The organism is Rhodococcus wratislaviensis (assembly GCF_041228765.1).
Lineage (GTDB): Bacteria > Actinomycetota > Actinomycetes > Mycobacteriales > Mycobacteriaceae > Rhodococcus_F > Rhodococcus_F wratislaviensis.
Window position 1 is genome coordinate 7,299,130 of record NZ_CP150488.1, and the last position, 25,875, is coordinate 7,325,004.

Sequence of the window (25,875 nt, forward strand, 5' to 3'; positions counted from 1 at the left end):
ATGGACGACAAGGGCTACGAGATCTCGCCGTGGCAGCTGCGCTGGCGCGGACTGGATCTGGAGGCACTGCACGCCACCGAATCCACCTTCGCACTGTCCAACGGACACATCGGGATTCGTGGCACGTTCGAGGAGGGTGAACCACGCGGCCTCCCCGGCACCTACCTCAACGGGTTCTACGAGCAACGTCCCCTGCCGTACGCGGAGGCGGGCTACGGCTACCCCGAGGACGGGCAGACCGTCGTGAACGTGACCGACGGCAGCATCATCCGCCTGCTCGTCGAGGACGAACCCATGGACATGCGGTACGGGAGCGCACCGGCGCACGAGCGGGTCCTCGACTTCCGCTCGGGCACCCTGCGCCGCACCACCGAGTGGACGTCGCCGACCGGACGCCGGGTGCGTATCCACTCGGAACGACTCGTGTCGTTCACCTCGCGCGCCGTCGCCGCCATCCACTACGAGGTCGAGCCGCTCGACGGCGACATCGAACTCGTCCTGCAGTCGGATCTGCTCGCCAACGAACACATCCCGGCCCGCACGGACGACCCGAGAGTAGCTGCCGCCCTGGACAGTCCACTTGTCTCCGATTTCGCTGCCGCCCACGACTTCAAGGCTGTGCTCGCCCATCACACGAGGGCGTCGGGACTGCGGATGGCCGCGGGTATGGACCACGAGGTCGAGTACCCGTCCAACGGGCGGTGCAGCATCGAGACCGAAGAGGATCTGGCCCGGCTCACCGTGGCCGTCGACATCCCGCAGGGTGAACGTCTGAAGGTGACGAAATACCTGGCGTACGGGTGGTCGGCGCGGCGGTCGACTCCGGCCCTGCGCGGCCAGGTGGAGGGGGCGCTCGCCGGAGCACTCGAAACCGGCTGGGACACCCTGCTGAGGAGGCAGCGCGAGTACCTCGACGCGTTCTGGGAGACGGCGGACGTCGAGATCGACGGCGACGCGGAACTTCAGCAGGCGGTGCGGTTTGCACTGTTCCATGTGCTGCAGGCGGGTGCTCGCGGTGAGTCACGCGCGATCCCCGCGAAGGGTCTGACCGGGCCCGGATACGACGGGCATGCGTTCTGGGATACCGAGACCTTCGTCCTGCCGCTGCTCACGTACACGGTGCCGGACTCGGCCCGCGACGCGCTGCGCTGGCGGCACTCCACGCTCGACAAGGCGAAGAACCGCGCCGTACAGCTGGGGCAGGCAGGCGCCGTGTTCCCGTGGCGCTCGATCAACGGCGAAGAATGCTCCGGCTATTGGCCCGCGGGTACCGCGGCCTTCCACGTGGGTGCCGACGTCGCCGCGGCCACGTCCCGGTACCTGGCCGCGACCGGGGACGAGGAGTTCGAAGCCGAATGCGGCGTCGAACTGCTCGTGGAGACCGCCCGGCTGTGGACGTCACTCGGCCACCACAACGCGCAGGGCGAGTTCCGAATCGACGGTGTCACCGGGCCGGACGAGTACACCGCTGTCGCCGACAACAACGTGTTCACCAATCTGATGGCGCAGAAGAACCTGCACGACGCGGCGATCGCCTGCGAGAGGCGCCCGGGGCTGGCGCGTGAGCTCGGTGTCGACGACGAGGAAGCGGCACTCTGGCGAGATGCCGCCGAGCACATGCGCATTCCGTTCGACGACGCTCTCGGCGTGCACCAGCAGTCCGACGCCTTCACGCACCACGCCGAGTGGGACTTCGAAGGCACACCCCCCGAACACTATCCGCTGCTGCTCCACTACCCGTACTTCGACCTCTACCGCAAGCAGGTGGTGAAGCAGGCCGACCTCGTGCTGGCGATGTATCTGCGGGGCGACGCCTTCACCCACGAACAGAAGATCGCCAATTTCGCCTATTACGAAGCCCTGACGGTTCGGGACTCGTCCCTGTCAGCGTGCGTGCAGTCCGTGATGGCCGCCGAGGTCGGGCAACTTCAACTCGCCTACGACTACCTCGCCGAAGCCGCTCTGACCGATCTCCACGACCTCCACGCCAACGTGGAGAACGGATTGCACATCGCCTCGCTCGCCGGGACGTGGATGGCGTGTGTCGCGGGATTCGGTGGGATGCGCGACCACGACGGCGACATCTCGTTCGCGCCGCGGATACCACCACAGCTGGTCAATCTGTCGTTCCGGATGACGGTGCGGGGCAGCCAGATCCACGTGGACATCCGCGCCATGACCGCAACCTACCGCCTGCTGTCCGGTGAACCGGTTCAGCTCGCCCATCACGGCAACCCGTTCACTCTCGACTCGTTCCCGGTGACGCGGCCGATCCCCGAACTGCCGGTTACCGCGCCCGTGCGGCAACCGTACGGGCGGGCACCCGCGCGGCGCGGCGGCTGAGCCGGGACCGACTACACCGTCGCGGCCGGATGCGGTTCCAGGTAGTCCCGGTAGGCGTCCTGTCCACGGGTTCCCTCGCGCGCACCCACCAGCACTCCGCCGAGGATGGTCGCGCCGATGCCGCGCAGGTTGGCGGAGGCTTCGGCGAGGTGCTGACGCTTCGTCTTGCCGTATCGGGCCACGATCAGCGCACCGTCCGAGATTGCTGACAGGGCCGCGGAATCGGTGACCGGGAGCAGCGGGGCACCCGCGAACACCACGTAGTCGAACCGGTCTCGCAGGGTAGCGACGACCGATCTCGCAGCAGCGGAGCCGAGAAGCTCGCTGGGATTCGCCGGTAGCGGACCGGACGGAAGCAGCGACAGACGCTCGTACGTCGTGGTACGAATCGCCTCCGCCAGATCGGCTTCGCCGCGCAGCACCGAACTCAGTCCCGCGCCGGATGCACCCTGGATTCCCAGCGTCGATGCCACCAGCGGTTTCCGAAGGTCCGCCTCCACTACGCACACGTTCTGACCCGCTGCCGCCAGGGCGACACCGAGATTGAGCGCAGTCACGTCCGACTCCTCGCCCGGTGACGGACTGGCAACGACGATGACGTGCGGTGGGTGTGACGCATCGGCGAACTGCAGATTGGTGCGCAGCTGCCGATGAGCCGCTCCCACTGGCGACGTCGCGTCCGACAGGTCCACGACACCACCGGACGATTCTGCATCGTCCGGGATAGTGCCGACCAGCGGAGCGCCGATCTGCCCCTCGACTGCTCGTCGGTCCTTCACCGTCGCGTCGAGCCAGTCGCGGACTACGGCGAGCGCGATGCCGAGGAGCAGACCGACGGCGAGGCCGAGCACCACGTTCCGCTTCTCCGACGTGGGTAGCGCCTCGGTGGGCACCGTCGCGTTCTGCTCGATGGACACCCGCGCCGGCTTCGGATCGGGATCTTCCATGGTGATCGAGTACCCCGACTCCGCGGTAGCGGGGCTCGCCAGGACCTGCGGTGGCTGGGCCTCCTTGTTGGCGGCAGCGGCCTCGATGTCGGTCGTCGCCAGTTCGTCCATCATCGACACGAACTGTTCCGACAGCGTGTCGGCGATGTCGCGTGCCCGTTCCGGCGAGGTGTCCTGAACCTTCACGTGCAGCAGCAGTTCGGGCACCGGCGTCGCTTTCACGTTCGCGACGAGTTCGGCCGGCGTCATGTCGAGACCGAGTTCGTCGATCGTCCGTTGCGCCAGCTTCTTCCCGGTCAGCAACTCGGCGTACGTGGCGAGGCGGGGCTGGGTGGACGAGACGTACAGCAGTGTCGAGGTCTGGTACACGGGCTTCGTGAACAGCGTCGGAATGAACGCGCCCAGCGTCACCACCACCGCGGTCACCGCGACGATCTTCCAGCGCTCCTTGACGATGCGCACATAGTCCTGGATGTCCACTTACACCCTCACTTTCCGTTTCACTTCACGTTCACGCAGTACCGCTCCGACCACTTTCAACGCCGCCTGGGACGTCATGTGCCAGTGCCCGCTGTCGACGACGTGCTCACTGATGCTCCCTACAACGTAGGGCTCCCAGCCCGTCACCGCGCGCGTAGCGCTCGAATCTTCCTGCCCCGCCGCGAAGAATAGGACGTCACCGTGGAAAACGCGGGGCACGTGAGTCCTCGTCAACTCGTGGTGTCGTCCGGCTCCGCTGATCATTCGGTGGAGATGTGCCGGGGTGATCGCCGAGAGGGGCCCACCCAGCCTGCCCAGGAGGTTCACGGCGGCTTCGGGCGTGAGATCCGCGACGGGGAATGGCGGGGAGTCCACGACACCCAGTCCGGCGAGCAGATCCTCGGCGCCGACTGGGAGAGCGTCAGACGCGGTGTGCTCCGTCCGGCTGTCGAGCATGACCAGAGTCGCGACTTCTTCACCGATCGATTGGAGTTGTACGGCCATCGTATGCGCCAGTACTCCGCCGAGAGACCAGCCCAGCAGGTGATACGGCCCCTCGGGCTGTATGCGGCGGATCTCGTCGACGTACCTGGCCGCGACTTCGTCGAGTGACGAGGCCGGCGGTCCGGCAGCGGTGACGGCAGGTGACTGAATCCCGTAGATCGGTTGCTCCGGATGCAGATGCGAGGCCAGACCCGAATAGCACCAGGACAGGCCCACGATGGGATGGACGCAGAACAGGGGTGGGCGCGTGCCTACCGCACGAATCGGGAGGATGACGCCGAGTGCCTCGTCTTCGTCGGATTCCCGCGAGTCCATGCGCTGTCCGATCGAATGTGGTGTCGGATCGGACATCAGCGTGCGCAGCGGAACCTCAACCCCGGTCTCGGATCCCAGCCTGTTCAGCACCCGCACTGCCAGGAGCGAGTTGCCACCCAGTTCGAAGAAGTTGTCGTCGGCACCGATCCGGTCGATACCGAGCGCCTCGCCGAAAGCCCTCGCAACCGCGACCTCGGAGGTGGTCTCCGGCGCTCGGTACGCACGAGCCTCGAACTGCGGCGACGGCAACGCCTTGCGGTCGAGCTTCCCATTGGGGCCCAGTGGAAACTCCTCGAGCACGACGATTCGCGTAGGCACCATGTATGACGGCAGGGCGCGCCTCGCCGTCGCCTTGATCAGGTCCGGATCCAGCGCGCGTTCCCCGTCGGCCCGCACATAACCGACGAGGTGCTCCCCCGCGCGCACGTCGTCGATCAGGGCTACCGCTGCTCGCGACACCCCTTCCTCGCGTTCCAGCACCGTCTCGATCTCACCGAGCTCGATCCTCAGGCCTCGCAGCTTCACCTGGAAGTCCGTGCGCCCCAGGTGCACCAGTCGTCCGGATCCGTCCCATTTCACCAGGTCTCCGGTGCGGTACATCCTGCTTCCGGCAGGCCCGAAGGGATTCGCGACGAAACGACCCGCAGTGAGGTCGCTTCGGCCGACGTATCCTCGGGCGAGCTGGGCGCCCGCGAGGAACAGCTCCCCCGCGACTCCTGCGGGTACAGGCAGAAGACGCGTGTCGAGCACGAAGACCTGTGTGTTCCAGACCGGGCCCCCGATCCGCACCTGGGCTTCCGGCCGGCCGACGATCTCACAGGCCGTGGTCGTCACAGCCGCCTCGGTGGGACCGTACGTGTTGTGGAACGCTCCGGGCGCGAACGCCAGGACATTCGCTGCGAGCGCAGGAGACAGTTCCTCGCCACCGGCGAAGACGTGGCGGACGGATGTGAGGCAGTCACCGTGCCCATCCGCGAGGAACGCCGCCAGGACCGAGGGGACGAAGTGCACCATGGTGATTCGACGATTCCGGATCACCGAGGCGAGATAGTCGACGTCACGGTGCCCCCCTGGTCGTGTCACCACGAGCTGTGCACCCACACTCAGCGGGAGCAGGCACTCCCAGACGGACACGTCGAACGTGGACGGTGCACGCAGAATGCCTCGGTCGTCTGCGGTGATGTCGTACTCGGCCCGGAGCCAGTGCAGTTGATTCACGATGGCGCCGTGACTCACCGTCACGCCCTTGGGTGTGCCCGTCGAGCCGGATGTGAACATCGTGTACGCAATGTTGTCCGGGTGTAGCGGCGCCACCCGGTCCGCGTCGGAGATCCGATTCGCGCTGTATCCGGCCAGGTCTGCCCTGTCGATCTCGACGTGGGGAATACCGGGCATCGACGGTAACCCGACCGTCGACGTGGTCACCATCAACCTCGGCGTCGACGCCTCGATCACGGCGGCGATGCGTTCTGGGGGATGCTCCGGGTCCACCGGCACGTATCCGGCACCGGATTTCAGGATCGCGAGTGTCGCCACGACCAGTTCGAGTGAACGCTCGACGGCCAACGCCGCCACAGTGTCGGGCCCGATTCCGTGGCCGATGAGAAGTCGCGCGCAGCGGTTCGCGCGGTCGTCGAGTTCGGCATACGTCATGACCTGGCCCTCGAAGACCAGAGCGATCGCGTCGGGTGCACGCCGAACCTGGACGTCGAACAGGTCGACCACCGTCGCGGGCCGGATCTCCACCGCCGTGCAGTTCGGCTTCACGAGGATGTCGGACGTTTCCGTTTCCGTGAGGAGGCCGATGCCGCCGACACGGCTTGCGGGGTCAGCCGCGAACACGTCGAGGAAGTGCTCGAACTGCCGGCCCACTCGATCGGCTGTCGTCGCGTCGAACAGATCCGTTGCGTAGGTGAGCCGGCCCGACAATCCGGCGCCCCGCCCCTCTCCGTCGTATCGATCGGACAGGGAGAAGTCGAGATCGAACTTGGTGACGGCTGTGTCGAAGTCCATCGGAGACAGCGTCAGTCCGGGCAATTCCCAGGTCCCCTCCACCTGGTTCTGAAATGCGAGCATGACTTGGAACAGCGGCGAAAAGGACTGCGAACGAGGAGGGTTCATCCGTTCGACGAGCTGCTCGAACGGCACCTCGGAATGCGCCAGCGCAGCGAGGTCGGTCTCCCGGACGTGTTCGAGCACCTCGGACAGTGTCTCGTCGAGATCGATCCCGGTGCGCAGAACGAGAGTGTTGACGAACATCCCGACGAGTTCGTCGAGTTCCCGCTCACCTCGACCGGCGACCGCCGTCCCCAGAACGACATCCGAGGAACCCGTCAGGCGGGACAGTAGAGCCGCCAGAGCGGAGTGAACGACCATGAAGAGCGTCGCATTGTGCTGCTGTGCAACCAGAGCGAGCTTTCGGTGGGTGTCTGCGCTGACGTTCAACCGCACAGTCGCACCCCGATACGAGGCCACAGACGGACGGGGCCGCTCGGTAGGCAGGTCGATCACATCGGGAACCCCGGCGAGGGTACGCGTCCAATGGTCCAGCTGCCATGCCGCCCGGGAATGGGGATCGTCGGCGGAACCGAGTGTATCACGTTGCCACAGAGCATAATCCGCGTACTGGACGGGGAGCGCGGTCCATGTCGGTGCGGCTCCACGAGCGCGTGCGTCGTAGGCTGTGGCGACATCACGTGCCAAGGGCGCGAGCGAGAAGCCGTCGGCGCTGACGTGATGAACCGCCATCACCAGAACGTGTTCGCGCCCGCCCACCTTCAGGAGACGTCCACGGACCGGAACGTCGACGGTCAAATCGAAGCCGGCCGACAGGAACGAAAGCACCTCTCCGTCGACGGAACTGTGCGAGACCTCCACGGGCGTGAGATCCAGATCCACCTCGTCGACGGGCAGGACCACCTGCGTGGGAACCCCGTCGACGGCGGGGAAGACGGTGCGCAGCGATTCGTGGCGGCCGAGCACGTCACGCGCCGCGTGCCGGAGCGCGTCGACGTCCAGTGCGCCGGTCAATCGCACCGCGAGCGGGAGGTTGTAGACGGGCGACTCCGGATCCACCCGATTGAGGAACCACAGCCTCTGTTGCGCTGGTGACAAGGGAATCCGGTCCGGCCGGTCACCTGCGACGAGGGGAACCCGGCGGCCGGTTCCGGCCTCGGCCTCGACCCTCGTCGCCAACGCCTCCACCCGCGGCGACTCGAACAGCATGCGCACCGGAATGTGCGCATCGACGGCCGCGCCCAGCCTGGCCGCCACTTGCGCTGCGATCAACGAGTTGCCGCCGAGGGCGAAGAAGTCGTCGCCCAGACCGACGGACTCGACGCCGAGCACCTCCGCGAAGACTCCGGCCACCACCTGTTCGACCACCGAGTTCGGTGCCCGGAACTCGTGGGATTCCAGCACCGGCACTGGGAGCGCATCCAGATCGGTCTTCCCTGAAGCGGTGAGGGGGAACGCGTCGAGAACCACGATCGTGGTGGGAACAAGGTAGGACGGCAGGACCTGCGCGAGTGATTCACGGACCTCTTCGACGTCGAAGGAACCGCGCGGCACCACATACGAGACGAGGGCGTCGACACCGATCGCGTTGGGACGCGATACCGTCACGGCGCTCTCCACGTCGGCGACGCGGGCGATCGCAACGTCGATCTCACTCGGCTCGATTCGGACCCCGCGGATCTTGACCTGCCTGTCGACGCGCGCGACGAACGACAGTCGCCCGTCGGCGCGTCGATGCACCAGATCACCCGTCCTGTACATGCGTGCACCGTTGCCGGAAGCCACGAACCTGGACGCGGTTCGCTGCGACGCCCCCACATATCCCCGTGCGAGACCCGCGCCGCGCAGATACAGCTCTCCGACGCCACCCACCGGGACCGGTCGAAGGCGTGCGTCGAGGACTACCGCGGTGGTGCCGGGGACGGGGGTACCGATGGTCACCTGCTCGTCGACCTCGGCGAGGGTTGCGACCACCGTGGACTCGGTGGGCCCGTATGCGTTCAGCATCTTCCGTCCGCGACTCCACTCGGCGGCGAGTTCGGTCGTCAGCGCCTCGCCTCCGACTGCGACGACTCGAAGAGCGTCGAGTTCCGAGGACTCCAGCGACCCGAGTACGGCAGGCGTCGACAGGTAGTGCGTGACGCCGAGATCGATCAGGACATGCTGCAGGTCGGGTCCGGCGTACACGTCGGCCGGAGCCACGACCAGGCAGGCACCCGAGCCGAACGCCAAGAGGATCTCCAGCATCGCCGCATCGAATGTGGGGTTGTACCCGTGCAGGACACGAGAATCCGCGGTCACGTCGTACCTGCGCACCGCCTCGTCGACCAGCGAGGACAATCCGCGGTGCGTCACCATCACCCCCTTCGGGGCCCCGGTCGAACCGGACGTGTAGATGACGTACGCCAGTTCGTCGGGGCACACCGGTACCGTCATCGGTCGGGGGGAGTCGAGCCGTGCGTCGACGACGGACAGCCAGGAGATGGCCGGCGCCACCGATGCGGATTCGACGGTATCCCTGCCGATTCCCACCTGGACGGCAGCCTCGCCCAGGACCGTCGAGAGTCGCTCCGCGGGGTGCGTCGGATCGACGGGGAGGAAGGCTGCACCCGTCTTCGCGACCGCCCACAACGCGATCACGAAGTCGACTGACCGTGGTAGCGCCAGCGCGACAACGGTTCCGGACCTTGCGCCGCGAAGGGCCAGTTCGTGCGCAAGGGCGTCGGACCTCTGCGCGAGCTCCCGGTACGAGAGTGCCACGACGCCGTCCGTGAGGGCAGGTGCGTCGGGATGCGCGTGCGCGGTGGCGGTCAAGATCTCGGCGAGAGTCCTTGCCTTCGCCGCTCTTTCGCCCTCGATGGTCCCGGCTGCGGGCAGTGGGATCTCACCGATCGCGGCGTCCGAGTCACTGGTGGCGGCCATCAGCAAGGGAACGAACGCTTCGGCGAGCGATCGTACGGTCCCGGCGTCGAAGAGAGACTGTGAGTACGTGATCGACGCACTTGTCGTTCCCGGTTCCCCGCGTCCCCCGGCGGTCACGAACGCGAACTCGAGGTCGGGCGGCGTCGTCCGGTCGGCCGTGTTCTCGCCGGCGAGAAGAGACAGGATCACCTGAGGCCTGCGGCCGCCGAAGAGTTCGTCGTCGGGGTCGAATGGGATGTCGGCGTACTCGAACGCTGAGGAGTCGAACTCGTGAACCTGTTCGAGCAGCGTCGTGAATGACAGGTCCCGGTCGACGGTGGTGCGCAGGGGAAGGACGTGCCCGTGACCGAACTGGTTCACGCGTCCACCGACGACGATGTCGCTGTGGCCGCCGAAGGATGCCAGCAGCACTGCCAGCGCCGCGTGGAGAATTTCGAAGAGCGAAGTCCCGCGGTCCCGGGCCAACTCGACGCAGCCGTTCCAGGTCTCGGCCGGGACCGAGAATTCGTGCACGGTCGATTCGACGCCGTTTCCGCGGCGGGTGCGGTCCGTCGGCAGTGGCGCGGCGGAACCCACACCGCGCAACGCCTCCGCCCACCACGCGATACCGTCGTGCAGCGCCGAGCCCTCGGCCGGCTCGACGTATTCGAGCAGGTGGTCGTCCGTCCACTTGGCAAGATCACCCGTCCGATACATACGTGCGTATGCGGGGTCGAACGGGTTGGCCACGAAACGGGCTGCGGTGTCTGCCGGTCGGCTCGCGTAGCCGCGCCCGAGGCCGGCCCCGGACAGGTACAGGTCGCCGACGACGCCGACGGGCACCGGCTTCAGCGTCCGGTCCAGTACCACCGCCGACACCCCCGCAATCGGTCGTCCGAGAGTCTCGGGCGACGCGGGCGTTCGTTCATCCGTGGCTGCGGCCCACACCCCCGAGTCTCCGGGTCCGTACAGATTGAGCACAGTCCGGCCCGCACCCCACCGCGACACCAGTTCGGACGGGTATCCGCGGCCCGTGAGAGCGAGCACCTCGAGTCTCTCGAGGCCGGTCGGGTTGGTAGCGGCCGGAGCCGCGGGTCCCGAGGCCCAGTGCGTCACACGTTCGCGGCGCAGGAAGCGGGACAGCTCTTCTCCACCGCGGAGTTCGCAGGGTGCAATCACCAGTATCCCGCCGCACACGGCGGCGACGAGTGCGTGCAGGGACTGCCCGCACGACCGATGCCCGGCCATCAGGATGCGGGAGCGCTCATCCGCGCGATAGACACGAACGAGCGCGGCGGCGCGGGCAGCCAGAGCCCGGTGGCTGATCGTCACTCCACGGGCTCTGTCGGCGGAGCCGTGGACCACGCAGGCCGTGTGATCGAGCGACAGCGGTCGAACGCGGTCGGAATCGGTGATCGGTGTCGAATCGCCGGGCAGATCCGCCACGTCGACCCAGTCGATGCCGGCTGGAACGACGGACTCGTCCACGGCAAGGACCGCCACGGCGCCCGAATCCGTGAGCAGATCCTCGATTCGTTCGCCGTCGACGTGCGGGTCCAACGGAACGGCGGCGCCCCCGCATCGCGCCACGGCCCACACCGCGACCACCTGTTCCAGCGACGCGGAAACGATGACGCCGACGGCGTCTTCCGGGCCGATCCCACGCTCGATCAGTCGGCGCGCGAGTCGGTTGGACCGATCGTGTAACTCCGGGTAACTCGTGTCGACTCCCGCCGCACGAACGGCCACGCCGCTCGAGTCACCAGTCGCGTCGAGTAACTCCGGCAGAGTCACCGCAGCGGCCGGTGCAGGTCCGCTCGCAGGGACGAGAGAGTCATGCTCGCCCCGGGTGAGCAGCGCCGCGTCGCCGACCTCGCCCGCGGGCGCTGCGCCGACGAACTCGGTGAGGAAGGACATGAAACGCGCATGATGACGTGCGAGCTCGTCCTGCTCGTACAGAGCCGGATTAGCCTCGAAGTCGACACGAATGCTGTGCCCGGTTACTGCCGGGTAGATCGCGAGCGTGAGGTCGTCCACGGGTCCCGCAGTGAGGACGGTGAACTCACCGAGAACGTCACCCCACCAGGTCTCCTGGTGAAACATCATGATATTCACCATCGGACCGAAACTGCTGCGACCGTCCGAGTTCACCCGCATGTCGTGAAGGATGTCCTCGTAGCGGTACCGCTGATGCCGTAGGGCCCCGGTCAGTTCCAGCTGGACGCGGCGGACGACGTCCTCGATGCTGCTGTGCGGATCGATACGGATCCGAAGCGGAACCACGTTCGCCACGCTGCCGCCCGACCGTCGCGCCGACGCCGTCGTCCGCGCCGAGACCGGCAGACTCAGGACGATGTCGGCACTTCCCGTCATTCGGGCGAGATACGCGGCGAAGGCTGCCACCACGACCGGAACCTCCGACGAGTGCCAGCGCCTGGCGAGTGCGCCGATACTGTCGGCCAGTTCCGTTTTCATCACCCCGCTCTCTAGCAGTGACACTGCCGCGGGATACGCCTTCCGGTCGGTCAGCCGAGCCGGTTCGGGGAGACCAGCGGTCCGTTCGGCCCAGTACTCGCGGTCGAGCTGGAATCTGTGGGTGCCGGGGTACTTGTCCTCCGCTTCGTAGAGTTGACGCAGGTGAAGTGCCTTCGACGGCGGCGCTTCGGTGCGTTGGACGGCGTGCGTGTACAGCTCTGCGACACGGTTCATCAAAACCATTGCGCCGTAGCCGTCGAGAATCAGATGATGCGCGAACGTCGTCAGGAAGTAGTGATCATTGCCCACGTGCAGAAGTTCCGCCGAGATCAACCTGTCACGGTAGACGTCCAGGGGCCTGCGCCGGCGTTCGTCCATCCGCCGATGGGCCTCCGCGATCGGATCCCGGTGCAGACGTAGATCGACGTACCCCAGTTCGTCCTCGATCGTCTCGTCCGCCAACTGAAATGGCTCTCCCGCGTATTCGACGAGGCGGATTCCGGGCGACTCGATATCGAACGATCCCTGCTCGGACGCCCACTTGAGCGCGCCGACGTCGACGTGACCCCGTAGTTCGACGTATTGGGCCACCAGGATCGGCACCGTCGGGTCGAGTTGCTGCGCGAACCACAGCCCCTTCTGCGCATGGGAGAGCGGGAAGGCTCGCGCGTCGCGCTCACCGGCATCGTCACGCATACGCACTACATTCCCCCCAGCCACAGTTTTGAAATACCATCCGAGCGGCACTACACCTATGGGTGTCGAAGAGTCCGTATCGGAGACCATACTCGGATCACGCCCTGGTTCAATTCGTTCGGTGCGCGCCGCGACCTATGTCACAGATATCCTTTCGCACAGACAGAATAGGAGTCGCACTGCATGGGCACGAACGACAAGAGCGTTTCGCACGTGGAAGATTCACCGTCCGGTGACGCAGTTCCCGGGCCCGCGCGACGCCGTCGGCGATACGTACTCGCGGGTACAGGCGTGCTCGCACTGGCCGCCGTCGGCTGGTTCGGCTACTCGGCCTGGAACGTTCAGCACGACCTCACCGGGGCCAGGGACAACGCCCAACTCGCCAAGAATTCACTACTGGGAGGCGACACCGAAGGCGCCCGGAATGCTGCCGCCGAAGCCGTGCGCCAGGCCGAGAATGCGCAGGTCAGCCTGCATTCTGCACCGTGGCGCCAGCTCGCGGGAATGCCCGGTGTCGGCGCACCTTTCGAGTCGATCCAGAAGATGTCGGACGTCGTCGTCGGACTCACCCGGGACGTCCTCGCTCCGGCCGTGGAAACCGGAACCGCCCTGTCTCCCGGAGACCTGATCTCTGACGGCGGGAAGGTGAAACTGCAACCACTTCGGGAGGCCGCCCCAGCGCTGAAACAGACATCCCTCGCCGCACGAGCCCTCGCCGACCAGGCCCACCAGGTGCCGGACGCAGGCTATCTGGGGCCCGTCGACGACGCGCGTGCCGAGCTGCAGAATCAGACCGACGACGTGGCGAAACTGTTGGAGAACACAGCAATAGGCGCGGACATCCTCCCCGCAATGCTGGGCGCGGACGGACCGCGAAACTACTTCATGGCGTTCCAAACCAACGCCGAAGCGCGTGGAACCGGCGGTCTCGTAGGTGGATACGGCATAATTCGCGCGAACGATGGTGAGGCGCAGGTCGATACGCTCGGAAAAAACACTGAAGTTTCGTATGAGCACCAGCCACTGGACCTAGGGTCTGATTTCAATGGGCTTTACGGGAGCTACAACCCGTCAACCGACATCCGAAACAGCAACCTCAGTACCCACTTTCCTTACGCCGGACAGATCTGGCAATCACTGTGGGCGCAGGAATCCGGGGAACAGGTCGACGGTGCGATAGCGACGGACCCGGTGGCTCTGAGTTACGTGCTCGGCGCTGTGGGGCCTGTCACCATGCCTGACGGTGAAGTGGTCGACGCCGGGAACGTCGTCGAACTCACCGAGTCCACCGCATACATCCGATACGCGGGTACCAGCGACACCGAGATCGTCGCCAACAACGTCGCCCGCAAGACTTACCTCCAGACGATCGCCGCGAAGGTGGTCGAGAAGATGACCGGCAACATCGAGTCGCCACAACTGCTGCTCGACGCCATCGGTAAAGCGGTGAGCGAGCGCCGGATCGCGGTGTGGAGTGCTCACCCCGAGGAACAGGCCGTCCTGGCCGGCACCCCTTTGGGACACACGGTGCCCGAGGACGTTGCACCGTACGCGAGCGTCGTCGTCAACAACAACGCCGGAAACAAACTCGATTACTACCTGACCCGGGAAATCGAATACACGGCGGCGACGTGCACCGGCGACACCCGGACCTCCGAAGTGACGGTGCGCCTCACCAACAACCTCCCGGCAGGCGACTACCCGCGATACGTCGCGGGCACCTATAACAATCGTCAGGTCCCGCCCGGTACCAACGTCTCGATGATCTCCCTGCTCGCCACGGGCGGGGCGAAACTGGACAAGGCCACCGTCAACGGCAGGCCCGCGTTCACCGTCAACGGCAACGAACTGGGGCACCCCGTGTTCAGCATTCCCACCACCGTGCCCCGGGGCGAGACCGTGGAACTGCGTTACGCCTTGACGGAGCCTGCCGTGCCCGGTGCGGCGCGGGTACCCGTCCAACCTCTCGTGGACGATCCGAAGGTCACCGTGAACGTCCCTGCCTGCGGCGACTGATCCTCGTACTGCTGTCCCCACCTCCACCTGTCGAAGAGGACTCATGAAGAAGTCGGTTGCCATACTCGGAACCCGTGGTTACCCCAGCTACTACGGCGGATTCGAGACACTCGTCCGCCAGTTGGCGCCGTATCTCGCCGAGCACGGGTGGTCCGTGACCGTCTACGGCCGAGCGGACTCCACAAGAACGGACGATCCCCAGGCTGATCCGCGGATCGACACCGTGGTCACACGCGGCGTCGAATCGAAGTCACTCAGTACACTCTCCTACGGCCTCACCGCAACCGCGCACGCGTCGCGCCGCCGACCCGATGCCGCATTGATCATGAACGTGGCCAACGGGTACTGGCTCCCCCTCCTGAAGGCGCGGGGGATACCCACCCTGATCAACGTGGACGGCATCGAATGGGAACGCGCCAAGTGGGGTGGGCTGGCGAAGTCGGTGTTCAAGGGCGGCGCCCATCTCACCGCCAGGCTCGGCGACCGGCTCGTGTACGACTCGAAGGAACTCGAACGCCGGTGGTCCGAGGAGTTCCGGCGCGACGGGCTGTTCATCCCCTACGGCGGCACCGTCCCGCCAGAACTCGATCCGGTCGACGGTTTCGGTTCCCGGTCGTACGCGCTGATGGTCGCTCGCTTCGTTCCGGAAAACACGGTCGGGGAGTTCTTCTCCGCCGCCCAGCGTTTGAGCGACGAATGGGACGTCGTCATCGTCGGATCCTCGGGATATGGAGGTGAGTTCGATGCCAGGGCGGCACAACTCGCGGCGGGGTCCGAACGCATTCACTGGCTCGGCCACGTGAGTGACGACGACAAGTTGTTTGCCCTGTGGCAGCACGCGGGCGCCTACTTCCACGGCCACAGTGTGGGCGGTACCAATCCCGCGCTGGTTCAGGCGATGGCCTGCGGGGCTCCCACGGTGGCCCGCGACACGGTCTTCAACCGCGAGGTGCTCGGCACCGCGGCACGATTCGTCGAGCCGGACAGCAACTCCATCGCCAGAGGGATGGCGGAAGTGCTGTCGGATCGTGAACTTCAGAACACGCTGAGCTCCGGGACGCTTGCGCGACAGGCCACCGACTACACCTGGGAAGGGGTGTGCTCGGCATATCACGAAGCCTTGCTCGACATCGCCCGGTGAGGGGCGAGTCCGTCAGGCTCGGCGCAGCAGACGTGCCACCGACTCCGTGAAATCCGAAGTCCGCACCCGCAGATCCCCGAGCGGCACGTTCAGCGACACCAGAAGGAATGCAAGCAGGAGCAGGTAGGACACCGACGATGCCGCCGCGGCGCCCACCGCGCCGAACGGCGGCCCCAGCAGGTACAGAAGTCCGATGCCCGTGACCAGAGCAATGATCTGCGCGATCGTCATGCGCACCCCTCTCCCTTCTGCGGCGAGGGCCATCGAGCACACGTAGGCGGCCAGCATGGCACCGCCACCGATCACGCTCACCACGGCCACTCGGACCGCCGGCTCGAAGGCGTCGCCGAACACGATCGGGATCCCGACGTAGGACGCGGCCGCGAGAACGGGGGTGCTCAGCAAGGCAAGAGCGACACCGACCCTCGCGGCCTCCGCCTTCAGCTTCGCCCGCTCCGCTCCCCCGGCGCGGGCGACGAGTGGGAAGAACGACGCCCCCAGTGCCTGTCCCAGAGCGAGCGGGACGGCCGCCACGGTCACCGCGACGGAATACATGCCGGCCTGCGCGGCGCCGAGCAGCGGCAGAACGAGCACCTGGTCGAGTCGGCTCGACGCGGATTCGGCGACGGCGCTGCCCGCGTATCGCACCGCTCCTCTGCTCAGCGAGCCCAGCGGGTGATATGCGCCCCGGACAGAAGTCCTCGTCAGCACCAGCGCCACGCCGAAGGTCCCCACCGTTCCCGCGACATTGGCTGCCAGAACGGTTGCCGTCGTGGCGAGTCCGAGGATCCACCACACCAGCACGAGCGAGACGTAGATCGCCGGGTAGGCAATTCTCACGACGAGGACAGCCCGGTAGCGAAGGTGCGCGATCAGGACGCTGCTGTCGCACATCCAGCTCATGGCCAGAGGGCTGAGGGCCAGACCCACTGTGGCCACGATCCGCGCCGAGTCCTCGAAATCGGCGAACAGGGTCAGCCAGGCGACGATCGCGACGGGCACCGACAGGAACACGCTGAGAGCGCAGAAGACTCGGGCACTGCGCAGTGCCGCCTTGCCGTCCGTCGTCGCCGCCACTCTCCGCACCTCGAGTGGCAATCCGAAGGCAAGGACGATGGGCACGATGAAGAAGAGGGCGATCGCCGCCGCAGTCTCGCCCCTGCCGTCCGGACCGATTGCACGCGCGACGATCGGCGCACTGAGGAGTGCGAGCGCGGCGGCCCCGAGGTTCCCGACCACCAGTTGCACCGGGGAATCCGCGACCACGAGGGTGCGGAGCCGGGCGGACGCCGTCATCGGACGCCGCCTCCGAGGCGGCTGAGGGCAGCGCGGCACTCCACCGGGCCGAGTTCCCAGGGGCGGGAATCGAGGAGTCTCCGACGCTGATCATCCGTCAGCCGCTCGGCGATCTGTCGCGCGGGAGTGCCCACCACGACGGCGAAGTCGGGGACATCCCTGGTGACCACGGCACCCGCACCGACGACGGCTCCGATCCCGATTCGCCGACATCCCGGCAGAATCGTCACGTTGGCGCCAATCCACGATTCGTGCCCGATCTCGCACCCGGTCCGCTCCACGTCGGCGTCGGGTGGAACCAGCCCGAGGGCGGGGTTGTACCAGAACGGGTGCATGCTCAGGGAGTCGACGGGGTGGGCGGCGCCCAGACGGCGCACGTTGGGGCCGATGGACACATACGACCCGATGACGGTGTCTCTGTCTGCCATTCCTGGTTCGAGCAGCGACCCGTAGGAATAGTTGCCCACGCGCACGCCGTAATGCCGGTCGAGGATTGCGCGGAGGGAGAGTGACGTGAACTGTCCGCCTTCACTACGCGTGGCGAGCGCGAGAAACCGTCGCTTCAGGGGCAGCGTGGCGAAGTGTCTGGCCGCGATCCGGCCACACCAGCTCTGCTGCATCTCCGTCGGCACCGTCGATCCACCCATCTTCTCGAACCCCTGTCCCGCTCAACCCGAAATGGTGCGGACGAATGTGCCGGCCGCCGAGCGCAGAGCCGCGACCGGGGTACGGGCCGCGAGTACGACCAGACCGTATCCCGCGTACCGGGGAACTCGCCTTCCACCCGCGATCCGGCCGAGCAACCTGCCCGCCAGGGTCTGTTTGCGTCCGACCTGCAGCGGTTGCACCGGCAGGACGCTGTCGATGTCGATCTCCTCGATGTGCAGTATCCCGCAGCGCTCGGCCTCGAGCAGCAGCTCGTGACCGCGGCGGGTGCGGGCAATCGCGACGGACACACCGTCCGCATCGTCGAAGACCGGATAGCCGCGCTCGTCGCACCGCCAGTAGTCGCCGACGGCGATGTCGGCGTGCCCCCCGGTTCCGTCGACACAGAGCTTGCACCGCCATTGGAGCCGGCGTCCCAGATGCTGCCCCCACGACTCGTCGTACGACAGTTCCCGTACAACCGATTCCGAGCGGACCGCGAACGTTCCCGGCCAGCCGTTGCCGCGGTAGCGCAGCGCGGTGACCGCGTCGGTGGTGAATCCCAGTTCCTCGACCAGGGTGTCGGTCGCCTGCTGGCTGGGGGTACCGGCGCAGAAGAACGAGAGCAGGATCGGATGGTCTGCCTGCGGCGCGCCGATCGCGTCGAAGTATTGCCGTGCGGCCGTCGCCTCGCAGGGTTTGCCGATGAGTGCGTTGTCGGCTGCATCGGATGCCAGGAGCGGGAGGTTGCTGACCGGTGCGTAGCGGGATCCCGCCGCCCGCAACGCCTGATCCTTGGAGACGATCTGGATCGGCACACTGCGAGTCGGACTCGCGCCGGGGCTGCTGCCGATGACCGACCGCGTCCGTCCCGTCTCCACCAGCCACGAAGCGAGTGCCGTGAGAACTCCCCCGCTGCTGCCTGATTCACGTACATCGTCGTCGATTGCCCACGACTTCCACACCGAGACATGGCCGCCGAAGACGGCATGGCCGGTGGCGCCGGACAACTTGGGCGCGCGTACGCGCCTCCCTGGACAGGTGGCCTCGAATAGAGTGCGTTCTTCGCGATCGGCGTCAGGTTCGCTCTCGGCAGTGGTGAAGGACGGGCGCATGTACCCCTCCGTGTCCAGATGCATTTCGATGCGGGAGGACACGAGCGTGCATCCACCGCAACCGGTGCAGTTTCCGTTCACGACCACGCGGCGTACGGCGTCTTCGAGGGTGCGGGTCACGGAGCTCCCACCGACTGCAGAGATGCGACCGCTGCCTCCAGACGTTTCTCGGCGAGGTCGTGGACCCCCTTCAACTGGTCGCCGACGTCGGCGCCCTTCCGCGTCGTGATGACCTCGGCCGTCACTTCGCCCGGGTTCGGCTCCTGCGCGAGGTCGACACTCAGATCCCAGCCGAGGTCGGACATCAGGGGCGCGAACTTGCGCGAGTACGCCCACGGAATGGCCGGTGTGCCCATCGACAACGCGTTCAGGCACGCGTGCATCCGCGCGCCGACGACCCACTCCGCCGAACCCACCGTGCTCCTGACTTCGTCGAGCGTGCGCGGAACGACGACCTCCATTGCGGAACGGAACTCGGCGTCGAGTTCCCGGACGGCCGCCACGTCGTCGTCGAAGCTGACCGCGTCCACGACGTGTGCGAGTAGGCTGACCTGCCGTCCTCCCGAGCGCAACTCGCCGAGCAGGGAACGGACGGAGTTCCGGTAGCCGGCGGAGTCGCCGTGCCGATCCGAGAACCACAGCAGACCCGACACGTTGACCACCACGTCCCGCGATTTCGGGACCTCGTTACGCGGCAATGCGAATACGACGTCCGTCGCACGCGCATCGACGGGCCGACCCAGCGTCGCCGAGTATTCGGCACTGACGTCGTCGCGGGACTGCACGACCGAAGCTCTGTCGAGGCAGTACTTCCCGCCGCGTCGTCCGGCTGTCGTGGTGAACGGACCTATCGTCTGCGGCCCCATCGCGAGGGGAATCCCCAATTTCGCGGCCGACCGGCTGGCATACACCATGAACGCGTGGCGCTTCAGGCCGTAGATGTCGGTGAAACTGTCTCCCGCACCCGAATCGAGGATGACGTCGTATTCGCGGAGTTTCGTCTTGATCGGACCGTTCCGCCTGCCGAAGTCTCGCGCGATCGATCGGGTGGTGAACGAGACAGGGGAGTCGCCGGGCATATAGTTCTGGAACTCGACGACGGTCTCGGGTCCCCAGGCCCGGGTCGCGAGTTCGGCGAGGCCCCGAGCCAGCACCTGCACACCGAAATTGGCCGATCTGGTGTCGGCCCACAATACGAGTACCTTCGTCACGCGGCCGCCCCTGTCAGTTGTGATTGTCGATCGTGGCGGACGCGGCGCGGTTCCGATTCTTGCGGTCTCGTACCGGTGAGAGAGACCATCCCGATGAAGAACCACAGGAGCGCACCGAACTGGGTGATCAGTGCGACTGTGAATAGGGCAGGCACGACGGCTGCCACGCCGATCATCGGCGGCGTCGCGGTCCGGCTGATCACACGGACCGCGAGCCACACCGTTCCGAGTATCGCCGCCGCTGCGATGAAGAGGCCGAAGCTCAGACCCAGCAGCACGAAAGTGCTGTCGATCGATTTGAACCCGCTGAAGTAGGGAATTCCGTCCGATTCGACGTATCCGTTCGCGATTCCCATCGGATTCATCGTCGGGATCAGGCCGTTCAGTTTCGAGCGGTACTGGGCGCTGTCCTCTGCCTCCGAACCTGCCTGTTCGAAGATGCCGACGATCCAAGGACTCGCCAGCGCCGCACCGACTACACCGCCCGCGAGAACGAGCATCCCGCTCCGCGAATCGCTTCTGCCCTTCATGAAGAACAGTGTCAGGAACACGGCGAATGCGGCGCTGATCATGCCCGAACGGCTGAACGACACCACCGCTGCCGCCAGCATCAGCGCGATACACACGACCTTGACGCGAGTCCGGAAGGTCGTGGCGAACACGAGCGGGATCGCGAGTGCGACCGAATTTGCAAGTGCGATGGAGTGTCCGAACGCCCACTCCGAACGGATGATTCCTCCGCGCAACTGGGAATGCCCCCACAGCCGGTACTGCACAGTCGCATTCGTCAGGTCGTAGTACGGGTTCCAGCGCAGGACGAATTCGGCCACCGCACAGACCGCGACGACGGTGAAGAGAACCGTGATGACGCGGTACGTGAACTCGGTGCCCACGCGCTGAACCAGCAGTCGCCCCACCAGGAAGGACAGCAACCATTGCGACAACGCGCTCGTCACGTCGCCGGGGCGCGCCCAGCCGACGACGACGAGAATCGCACAGCACGCGAAGAAGATGAGGATGCACACGTCGATCTTGTTGGGCTCCCACCGGTTGAAGAGCAGCATCGCGCCGAGGACCAGCAGTGACATGAGAGCGGTCGGAGACAGGTAGAAGGGGTCGGTGGCGCCGAACCAGAACGGGACGAAGCACACGACCAGGAGCCACAGCGTCAGCGCGATCCTCGGATGACGGCTGCACAGAACCGAGACCGCGATGCCGGCGAGCACCGCGAGCGTGACGGTCACTCCCACCAGGGATGGCAGGAGCAATGCGAGGACGAGGACGCCTGGCACGAGGCACATCGACGGCGACAACCGGTTCACCGCATTACGTACGGGCATGCTCACGATCGATTACCTCCCCGGCTTCCGTGGCCTTCGGCAGACTCGACGGCACCCGCAGGAGGTCCCGCGCATACCAGGAGAATTTTCGGGATTCCTCCAGCCAGGACCGCCGCCGGGGCCGGTCTTGCACGGCGCGTATGCGATACGCGGCCGACCGAGCGAGCAAACCCCCGCCCACCGCGACCTTCCACGACAGATTCTGGATGCGCGAACGAGAGATCCTCCACTTGTACAAGTCGTACAGATTGACGACCCACGCCGAGTTCGGCCTGCGGTCCCCCGACGGCGCCGAACTCTCGCCGATCGTGTGCACGCCCGACGCCTCGGCGGACATGACGATCCGGTGGCCCGCATCCTGGACACGGAGGCAGTATTCGAGATCCTCCGCGTACATGAACCAGCGAGTGGTCAGCCCGCCCAGTTCGCGCCACAGCTCGGCGTGTGTCATCAGGCAGGCCCCGGAAACCCAGTCGACGTCCCTGCTGACGAACGAATTCCGCTTCAGAAGGTAGAGACCCTCCACAGCCCCCGACGTCGAGGACAGTCGCGACAAGCCATAGTAGTGACAGAAGACGCGCCACAGGTCCGGCCGGCGACCGCCCTCCCGGATGGTGAGGCGATCGCCCGGCTTCTCCAGAACGGGGGCGGCGATGCCTGCCCCGTCGTCGAGAACCCCGCTGAGCGCGCGCACGTCGGCGGGGTCGATGCGAGCATCGGGATTGAGCAGCAGTAGATGCCCACCACGCGCCTGCGCCGCGGCCGCATTCACCCCTCGCGCGAAGCCGAGATTCTCGAAACTACGGACGACCCGCGCACGGGGTGCGACGCGGCCCACCGTGTCGAGGGTGCCGTCGTGGGAGTCGTTGTCGAGGACGACGATCTCGATATCGGGTTCGTCGGCCAGCGGTTGGAGACACCGGCCGATCACAGCGGCACTGTTGTACGTGACCACCAGCACCGATACGCGAACTCTGTGTTCCTCACTCATGCCGTCCTACCGCCCTCTTCGCGGCGGGTCCCGACTATCCGGGCAGGTGAACCGACGGCCACACTTCCCGGAGGGAGATCGCCCGTCACCACGGACCCCGCGCCGACAACCGAACCGTCGCCGATGGTGACCCCGGCGACGACGACCACGCCGGCTCCGAGCCAGCAGTCGTCGCCGACGGTCACGGGCAATCTCTGTTCGCCTTGAAGCCGGATGGGCGTGTCCTCGTCGGAATACACATGGTTCTCGCTGACGATCACCACATTCGGCCCCAAGAGGCAGTCGCGTCCGATCACGACGCCGCCCTGACCCCAGACGGTGTTGTACATGCCTACCGCGGTCCGGTCGCCGATCACGACCCCGGTCCCTGGGTTCGCGATCACCCCCGATGCTGCGATGGTTGCGCCTCGACCCACGGTGACGTTGTCGCCGAGGTCGATTCCGTTCCGGGAGAATGCGTCGACCCGGACGTCGTCACCGAGGCAGACGCCCTTGCCTACCCGGAGGAACGCTGCACCGGTCACCGTCACGCGCCGTCCACGGAAGTGCGGGGTGGACGCTCCCGCATAGCGTGCCCCCAGCACCAGACCGCGTGCCGCCTCGATTCCCTTGCGCAGCGCGAATCCCGCGACGACCGTCGCGGGGACGTCCGCTGGAAGTTCCCGTCCGCGCAGGTGCAGGTACGCGTTGCCGAGCAGTGTCACAGTCATCGTGTCGCACCGCCGATCGAGTGGGAGACATGACGCAGTTCTTCGCGCAGCACTCGAATCACTTCCGGCCAGTCGTTGTCTGCCGATTCCCGGGAAGCGGTCGATCGCCGATCCTCCGGTCCGGCCTTCGCGAGCGCCGCCATGGCGGCCGCGATCCGGCCCTCGTCGAGTGGGTCGACGTAAGTGGCGTTTGCTCCGAGTGTTTCGCGGAACACGTCCAGGTCACTGACGAGGACACGGGCGCCGAAGGCACGTGCCTCCACCGGTGGGAGCCCGAACCCTTCGCCCAGCGACAGGCAGCAGAAGTAGTCGCAATTCTCGTAGAGCCACCGCAGTTCGCCCTCGGACAGCCGTCCGGTGAAGATCACGCTGCCGTCGTCGACGGCGGCGCGAGTGGACGGTGGAATCGGTGCGTTCTTTCCGGAGGCTTCACCGACCACGACCAAGGGGTACTCCGGGGTGATCAGCCCCGAGCCGACACCCGCGTCGATGATGCGCTGGACGTTCTTGCGCACATTGAGTCGTCCCACCGTGAGAACGAATTCGACGATGGTCGAGGCGACGGGCGGTGCTACCGGCTCGACGGAGAGCAGTCCGCGTGCAACGCCGAGGCCGGAGGTCGCGACCCGCCCGAGTTCCGGGTTGTGGGAACGGATCCGCATCCGTTCCGCCCCGGAGGACGTGACGACGGAACCCGCGCGGCGGGCGAGCCTCGGGATGAGGGAGAGGTAGGCGCGTTCGACCCGCGTGAACCATTCCGGGTTGGACTGGAACAGTACGTCGTGGACGTACACAACGGACGGCGATCCCACCGGGGAGAAGTTCTGCGCCAGCACTGCATCGACGTTGCCGATCTTGCGTGCGACGAACGGCAGTTCCACGCTGTTGATCAGGGGGTGCACTCTCGAGCGAGTAGGAACGATGCGGACCCCTTCCGGGACAGTCGCTCTCGCCGAGTCGACCCGGTCGGCAGGAACGGCGAGAAACAACTCGTCTCCCGGATAGGACTGCGCCCATTGACCGATGGCCTCCCGTAGAACCAGTCGGCCGGAGGGCGGTCCGTCGACCCACCAGTATCCGTCGAGCAACACCCGCATGTCAGTACGCGCCGTCACTCGCCACCACAGCCCTCAAGGTCTTCGCAATGATCAGCATGTCGCCCACCATCGACCAATTCTCCACGTACGACAAGTCGAGCCGCACCGATTCCTCCCACGACAGGTCCGAGCGGCCACTCACCTGCCACAGGCCGGTGACGCCCGGCTTGACCAGAAGCCTGCGGTGAACGTCGCCGTCGTACGCCTCCACCTCCCGGTGCAGCGGGGGGCGCGGGCCGACGATACTCATCTCCCGTCGCAGCACGTTGATGAATTGCGGCAGTTCGTCGATGCTGAACCGGCGGAGCACGCGTCCGACCCGCGTCACACGGGGGTCCTCACGCAGTTTGAACAGCACCCCGGCACCCTCGTTGCGGTCCATGAGCGACGCCACCTGCGTGTCCGCGTTCTGCACCATCGAGCGAAACTTCAACATCTGGAACGGCTTCCCGTCGAGGCCCATCCGTTCGGACCGGTAGAATACCGGCCCCCTGCTGGTCAGCTTGACCGCCAGCGCTGCAGCGAGCATCACGGGAGTGACCAGGACGAGCGCGAACACGGCGAAGGCGATGTCGAACGACGTCTTCCCGAACTTGCTCGCGCCGTGGTAGCTCGGCTTCTCGACATGGATCAGCGGCAGACCGGCCACCGGCCGAATCTCCAGGCGTGGCCCCGACACATCCATCATTCCCGGCGCGACGACGAGATCGACCTCGTGGTTCTCGAGATCCCACACCATCTGCCGCAACCCGTGATGCCCGAGATGCTCGGTGGCCGTGACCGCTACGGTGTCTGCGCCGGATTCGCGCAACGCTTCCACCACATCGTTTTCACTACCCAGGACCGGGATGGCCCGGCCGCTCACCGTGATGTGCTCGTCGAATCGGCGGGGATGACCTGGAATACATGCTCCCACCACGAGAAAGCCGTCCGCGGTGCCGCGATCGAAGGACTCGGCGAGGCTGCGCACCGAGTGGTGGGCACCGACAGCGAGAACCGACGTCCGGAAGTGTCCATGCGCCCGCTTGTACGACACCACCCGACGCCACATCCACCTGCTGACCAGCAGTCCCACCAATCCGGCGGGAAGTGCGATCGCGAGATAGAGGCGGGCGAGATCGAGCCGCGCGAGCAGCGCTGCGATAGCGATGATCCCGAACAGGCGCATGGTGGCCGTCGCGATCCGCCGGTATTCCTCCGGTCCGCTGCCGATCACCCGGGGTGAGCGGGCGTGGAACACGGTGAGCATTCCCAGCCACATGGCGATCAAGGCTATGGAAATGAGTGTGTAGCTGACGTTGTCGAGGGACTGCGAGTGCACCAGAGCATCGGAGGCTCCGAATCTCCACCACTGTGCCGTGGCGACCGCGGCCGTGACGACCAGCGCGTCGGTGACCGCAAGGCGCCGGATATAGGCGGTCTGCCAGCGACGGCGAACGACGCCGTGTGCGTCCCCGACCACGTGGGGACCCGAGTTCGAGGCATGTGCGTCCACCGCGCTACGAACGGTCGAACTGGACGCCATCGTTGCTTCGCCTCCGGATCAAGCTCTCGGGATTCGGAACTTGCATGTGGTGTTCATCGGGTGTTGTTGCCGTGATGATGATTGCAGACCGGCCAGTCTCATGCTCACTCT

General features: G+C 66.3%; 14 protein-coding genes. 3 read left to right on the forward strand and 11 right to left on the reverse strand.

The features are described from left to right. Window positions 1-2,343: a glycoside hydrolase family 65 protein gene (locus tag WKC72_RS33615; RefSeq protein WP_370180931.1), complete on the forward strand. Its 2,343-nt coding sequence runs from the start codon at window positions 1-3 to the stop codon at window positions 2,341-2,343. Between the two features lie 11 nt (window positions 2,344-2,354). On the opposite strand, the gene WKC72_RS33620 is transcribed toward WKC72_RS33615, so the two are convergent. Together WKC72_RS33620 and WKC72_RS33625 are read right to left on the reverse strand one after the other, a co-directional pair. Continuing rightward, on the reverse strand, window positions 2,355-3,770 hold the full coding sequence (locus WKC72_RS33620; RefSeq protein WP_370180932.1) for a polysaccharide biosynthesis tyrosine autokinase: 1,416 nt from the start codon (window positions 3,768-3,770) through the stop codon (window positions 2,355-2,357). Further along, window positions 3,771-12,677 (reverse strand): amino acid adenylation domain-containing protein, encoded by an 8,907-nt coding sequence (locus tag WKC72_RS33625; protein WP_370180933.1) that lies wholly within the window; start codon window positions 12,675-12,677, stop codon window positions 3,771-3,773. 183 nt (window positions 12,678-12,860) lie between these two features. Here WKC72_RS33625 and WKC72_RS33630 point away from each other — a divergent pair, with 183 nt between their 5' ends. Further along, window positions 12,861-14,693 carry a DUF4012 domain-containing protein gene (locus tag WKC72_RS33630; protein WP_370180934.1) on the forward strand — a complete coding sequence of 611 codons (1,833 nt, stop codon included), beginning with the start codon at window positions 12,861-12,863 and terminating at the stop codon, window positions 14,691-14,693. Between the two features lie 43 nt (window positions 14,694-14,736). Continuing rightward, window positions 14,737-15,834 (forward strand): glycosyltransferase, encoded by a 1,098-nt coding sequence (locus WKC72_RS33635; RefSeq protein WP_370180935.1) that lies wholly within the window; start codon window positions 14,737-14,739, stop codon window positions 15,832-15,834. Window positions 15,835-15,846: 12 nt separating this feature from the next. Here WKC72_RS33635 and WKC72_RS33640 read toward each other — a convergent pair whose 3' ends face one another. The 9 genes from WKC72_RS33640 to WKC72_RS33680 are packed head-to-tail and all read right to left on the reverse strand — an operon-like array spanning window position 15,847 to window position 25,764. After that, the gene (locus WKC72_RS33640; protein ID WP_370180936.1) at window positions 15,847-17,130 is read right to left on the reverse strand and encodes an oligosaccharide flippase family protein; all 1,284 of its coding nucleotides are present in this window, start codon (window positions 17,128-17,130) and stop codon (window positions 15,847-15,849) included. Further along, complete coding sequence (locus tag WKC72_RS33645; protein WP_370180937.1) at window positions 17,127-17,777, reverse strand: antibiotic acetyltransferase; 651 nt, start codon at window positions 17,775-17,777, stop codon at window positions 17,127-17,129. Before WKC72_RS33645 ends, WKC72_RS33640 begins: the two co-directional genes overlap by 4 nt. 21 nt (window positions 17,778-17,798) lie before the next feature. Next, complete coding sequence (locus tag WKC72_RS33650) at window positions 17,799-19,010, reverse strand: Coenzyme F420 hydrogenase/dehydrogenase, beta subunit C-terminal domain (protein WP_370180938.1); 1,212 nt, start codon at window positions 19,008-19,010, stop codon at window positions 17,799-17,801. Then, window positions 19,007-20,101 carry a polysaccharide pyruvyl transferase family protein gene (locus WKC72_RS33655; RefSeq protein WP_370180939.1) on the reverse strand — a complete coding sequence of 365 codons (1,095 nt, stop codon included), beginning with the start codon at window positions 20,099-20,101 and terminating at the stop codon, window positions 19,007-19,009. Before WKC72_RS33655 ends, WKC72_RS33650 begins: the two co-directional genes overlap by 4 nt. Further along, window positions 20,098-21,447, reverse strand: a complete 1,350-nt coding sequence (locus WKC72_RS33660) for a hypothetical protein (RefSeq protein ID WP_370180940.1) — start codon at window positions 21,445-21,447, stop codon at window positions 20,098-20,100. The genes WKC72_RS33655 and WKC72_RS33660 overlap by 4 nt, the downstream gene beginning before the upstream one ends. Then, window positions 21,428-22,432 carry a glycosyltransferase family 2 protein gene (locus tag WKC72_RS33665; RefSeq protein WP_370180941.1) on the reverse strand — a complete coding sequence of 335 codons (1,005 nt, stop codon included), beginning with the start codon at window positions 22,430-22,432 and terminating at the stop codon, window positions 21,428-21,430. Before WKC72_RS33665 ends, WKC72_RS33660 begins: the two co-directional genes overlap by 20 nt. Next, complete coding sequence (locus tag WKC72_RS33670; RefSeq protein ID WP_370180942.1) at window positions 22,429-23,142, reverse strand: DapH/DapD/GlmU-related protein; 714 nt, start codon at window positions 23,140-23,142, stop codon at window positions 22,429-22,431. Before WKC72_RS33670 ends, WKC72_RS33665 begins: the two co-directional genes overlap by 4 nt. Beyond that, on the reverse strand, window positions 23,139-24,257 hold the full coding sequence (locus WKC72_RS33675) for a glycosyltransferase (RefSeq protein WP_370180943.1): 1,119 nt from the start codon (window positions 24,255-24,257) through the stop codon (window positions 23,139-23,141). Before WKC72_RS33675 ends, WKC72_RS33670 begins: the two co-directional genes overlap by 4 nt. Continuing rightward, window positions 24,241-25,764 (reverse strand): sugar transferase, encoded by a 1,524-nt coding sequence (locus WKC72_RS33680; protein ID WP_370180944.1) that lies wholly within the window; start codon window positions 25,762-25,764, stop codon window positions 24,241-24,243. The genes WKC72_RS33675 and WKC72_RS33680 overlap by 17 nt, the downstream gene beginning before the upstream one ends. Window positions 25,765-25,875: the final 111 nt, after the last annotated feature.